The organism is Pseudoalteromonas sp. TB64 (genome assembly GCF_000498095.1).
GTDB lineage: Bacteria > Pseudomonadota > Gammaproteobacteria > Enterobacterales > Alteromonadaceae > Pseudoalteromonas.
The window spans coordinates 1-3,520 of sequence record NZ_AUTQ01000184.1; the positions used below are offsets into that span (position 1 = coordinate 1).

General features: G+C 39.1%; 5 protein-coding genes. All 5 read left to right on the forward strand.

The genetic code is table 11. The annotated features are described in order from the left end of the window. Positions 1–90: 90 nt before the first annotated feature. Complete coding sequence (locus L647_RS0115250; RefSeq protein ID WP_024611512.1) at positions 91–852, forward strand: IS5 family transposase; 762 nt, start codon at positions 91–93, stop codon at positions 850–852. Positions 853–1,091: 239 nt separating this feature from the next. Continuing rightward, positions 1,092–1,688, forward strand: coding sequence for a hypothetical protein (locus tag L647_RS0115260; RefSeq protein ID WP_024611832.1), 597 nt, complete (start codon positions 1,092–1,094; stop codon positions 1,686–1,688). Positions 1,689–1,793: 105 nt separating this feature from the next. Beyond that, complete coding sequence (locus L647_RS0115265) at positions 1,794–2,033, forward strand: hypothetical protein (RefSeq protein WP_024611833.1); 240 nt, start codon at positions 1,794–1,796, stop codon at positions 2,031–2,033. Positions 2,034–2,065: 32 nt separating this feature from the next. Next, positions 2,066–3,247, forward strand: coding sequence for a class I SAM-dependent DNA methyltransferase (locus tag L647_RS01000000124375; protein WP_253948893.1), 1,182 nt, complete (start codon positions 2,066–2,068; stop codon positions 3,245–3,247). Further along, positions 3,244–3,520 (forward strand): N-6 DNA methylase (locus tag L647_RS1000000126485; protein ID WP_253948894.1); only part of this gene is annotated, 277 nt, incomplete at its 3' end. The genes L647_RS01000000124375 and L647_RS1000000126485, both read left to right, overlap by 4 nt.

The window sequence follows — 3,520 nt, forward strand, 5'->3', positions numbered from 1 at the left end:
TAGGGCGTGTTGATCTTTGCGGTATAAAAAACAAACAGCATGAGGATAAGGTATAATTGAATTCGCTAAAAAACGTTACACCGAACCCTCATGCCAAGATTAATGTTAACAGACGCGACATGGAATGTCTTATCAAAAGTAATGCACTTAAGTGGTCGAATTTATAATAAGCCTGAGCATAGAAAAACGCTCGAAGGCATACTCTATAAGATGCGTACCGGTATTCCTTGGCGAGATTTACCGTCTTATTTCGGCTCGTGGAGTGCTATCTATAGACGATTTAATTTATGGTCCAAAAAAGATATTTTGAATGAATTATTTCGTGTGTTATCCCACTATGCTGATATGGATTGGATCTTTATTGATGGCAGTATTGTCAGGGCTCACCAGCATAGTTGCGGTGCAAGAACCGCTGGCAATGAATCAATCGGTAAGAGTCGAGGTGGCAATTCGACTAAAATTCATCTTGCAGTAGATAGCGGAGGATTGCCTGTTTATTATGAATTATCCTGTGGAAATACGCATGATATCGTCCATGCAGAGTCACTTGTAGACAATTGCCCAACGAGTAATGTGGTTGTCGCAGATAAAGGCTACGATAGTGAAAAACTAAGAGAGTTTATTCGTGATAATAGCGCTACACCCGTTATTCCACGCAAGGATAACAGTTTAGTGGGTAATGAAGATATTGACTGGTGCATGTACAAATATAGGCACTTAGTTGAGAATGCCTTTGGTCGGATCAAACAATATAGAGGGATAGCTACAAGGTATGAAAAGCTTGAACGGAATTATCATTCCATGCTCGCTTTAGCATTTACTATGATGTGGCTACCAATGTGGGCTGATTAATATATATACTACAAAGATCAACAGCCCCTAGTCTCTACCGATATTTTGAATAAAGTGCTTGCCCGCTTAGATAGCTTTCACTACATAAACGTAACCCCAGTTACAATGGCAAATTCAAAACTTGCTAAACCAGAACTAAAAACGAGTAAGAGTAAAGCTTATCTCAAACTAATTGAAATTAACGAAATGATGGATACAAAAAACCTCACCAATATTTGGGTTGTAAATAAGGAATTAAAATGAATAAACATAATTATTGCCGTAGAATTATGGAAGTGTACGGTGTTATTGTCGACTTTGAAGGGACTATTTCTAGAACTAATGTACCAGGCCCGATAGATGAAGATGAAAATGAAACACTCAAAGGGTGGACTAATCGAGTTTTAGGTGATGACGTTTATGATGTCTCATTTAGTTTGCAGCACACTTACGCACCACAAACTAGAATGAGCACTATTATTGATGACTCATATGATGCTGCACAGCAAGCTAAAAAAATACTGAAAAACACAGTTAAAAGTAAAACAGACCGCTTGAAGGAAGAGTTGGAGCAAGAATCTTTAAAACACCAGAAAAAAATTAAAAATATTTTAGCTAAGCAAAAAGCTAAAAAAGAAATACCCTTGGAGGTATCAGCTCACAAAGCTGATGATGTAGATCTTGAAGAAATTTATGGCTTAGCAAAAGATTTAACTCTGCACCCAACAACGGAGCAATTAATAGACTCCGCATTTAATCGTGAAAGTTTAACTCCTGAAGAATTAATCTTAAATTTAGTGATGTCATTAAACTTACGTGTAGATGAACTCGATAAACTCAGAGATCTTAATCCTTAATATCGACTTATAGAGTTAGCATTTCTGACTATAAACCCAATCTTCACTTGCTTATTTAGCTAATTTATATAAATTAGCTAAATACTCATCTCAAAGTACACTCTTATGAACGAGCAAGTGATATTCGATAATATCAAAACAGCGTTAAACAACGCGCCACGCAATCAGTTTACTGTCGAAATGCACCTGCAAATGATTAAATACGCTGATAATCTAAAAAGCATAACCGCTAAAGAGTTTTGCCAAGGCGTAGGGTTAAAAGACAGTTTTGGCACTGAATTTTCAAAAATGCGCAACCTCACTCAACGACTCAAAGCCGCAGGCTTAAGCACCGACTTGCTCTAATAACGCTTTCACAAGGATTAAACGAAACTCCAATGGCTATTAAAAAAACAGAACTCTATTCATCTCTTTGGGCAAGTTGTGACGAACTACGTGGTGGTATGGATGCCAGCCAATATAAAGACTACGTACTGACTATGTTATTTATGAAGTACGTAAGCGACAAATTTAAAGGCGATCCTTACGGCATGATAGTCGTACCAAAAGGTGCAAGCTACGACGATATGATTGCCGCTAAAGGCGATAAAGAAATTGGCGATAAAATTAATATAATCATTTCAGCCCTTGCTGAAGAAAACGACCTTAAGGGCGTGATTGATGTTGCCGACTTTAACGATGAAGACAAGCTAGGTAAAGGCAAAGACATGATTGACCGCCTGACCAAATTGGTAGGTATATTTCAGGGGTTAGACTTATCAACCAACCGTGCTGGCGGCGACGACTTATTAGGTGATGCTTATGAGTTTTTAATGCGTCACTTTGCGACTGAATCGGGTAAATCAAAAGGCCAGTTTTATACGCCATCTGAGGTTTCTCAAATATTAGCCAAAGTAGTGGGAATAACAAAAGATACCCCGCAAGATGCTACCGCGTACGACCCTACATCGGGCTCAGGTTCGTTATTATTAAAAGCCAGTGACGAAGCTCCCCGAGGGCTGTCTATTTACGGGCAAGAAATGGATAACGCGACTAGCGCACTCGCTCGTATGAACATGATATTACACAACAATACAACGGCTAAAATTTTCAAGGGTAATACGCTTTCAGAACCACACTGGAAAGACGCAGATGGTCAACTTAAAACTTTTGATTTTGCAGTCGCTAACCCGCCTTTTTCAAACAAAAACTGGACTAGCGGCTTAACGCCAGAAAACGATTTATATAACCGTTTTACGTGGGGCATACCACCAGAAAAAAACGGCGACTACACCTTTTTATTACATATTATTAAAAGCTTAAAAAGTACCGGTAAGGGGGCAGTAATATTACCACACGGAGTATTATTCCGTGGTAATGCCGAAGCCACCATTCGTGAAAACCTAATCAAGCAAGGTTACATCAAGGGCATTATTGGCTTACCCGCAAACCTATTCTACGGGACAGGCATCCCTGCTTGTATTATCGTGATCGACAAAGAGCACGCGCAAAAAGCGGTTACTAATTTTAATGAAGAGGATGAAAACCTACCAACTATTGAAGGTCGCTCTATTTTATGATTGATGCTTCCAAAGGCTTTATTAAAGATGGCAACAAAAACCGCCTTCGTAGCCAAGACATACATAAAGTTGTTGATGTATTTAATAAAGGTTTACAGCTTGAACGCTTTAGCCGATTAGTACCGATTGACGAAATCGCCAAAAACGATTTCAACCTTAATATCCCTCGGTATATCGACTCTTCGGAGCCAGAGGATTTACACGATTTAAGCGCTCACCTGGAAGGCGGTATTCCTAACCGTGATATTGATGCCCTTGAACATTACTGGCAGG

What these genes read in the sequence shown, in the direction of transcription:
- L647_RS0115250 (WP_024611512.1), top strand. Translation starts at nt 91, where the DNA reads ATGCCAAGATTAATGTTAACAGACGCGACATGGAATGTCTTATCAAAA.
- L647_RS0115260 (WP_024611832.1), top strand. Translation starts at nt 1,092, where the DNA reads ATGAATAAACATAATTATTGCCGTAGAATTATGGAAGTGTACGGTGTT.
- L647_RS0115265 (WP_024611833.1), top strand. Translation starts at nt 1,794, where the DNA reads ATGAACGAGCAAGTGATATTCGATAATATCAAAACAGCGTTAAACAAC.
- L647_RS01000000124375 (WP_253948893.1), top strand. Translation starts at nt 2,066, where the DNA reads ATGGCTATTAAAAAAACAGAACTCTATTCATCTCTTTGGGCAAGTTGT.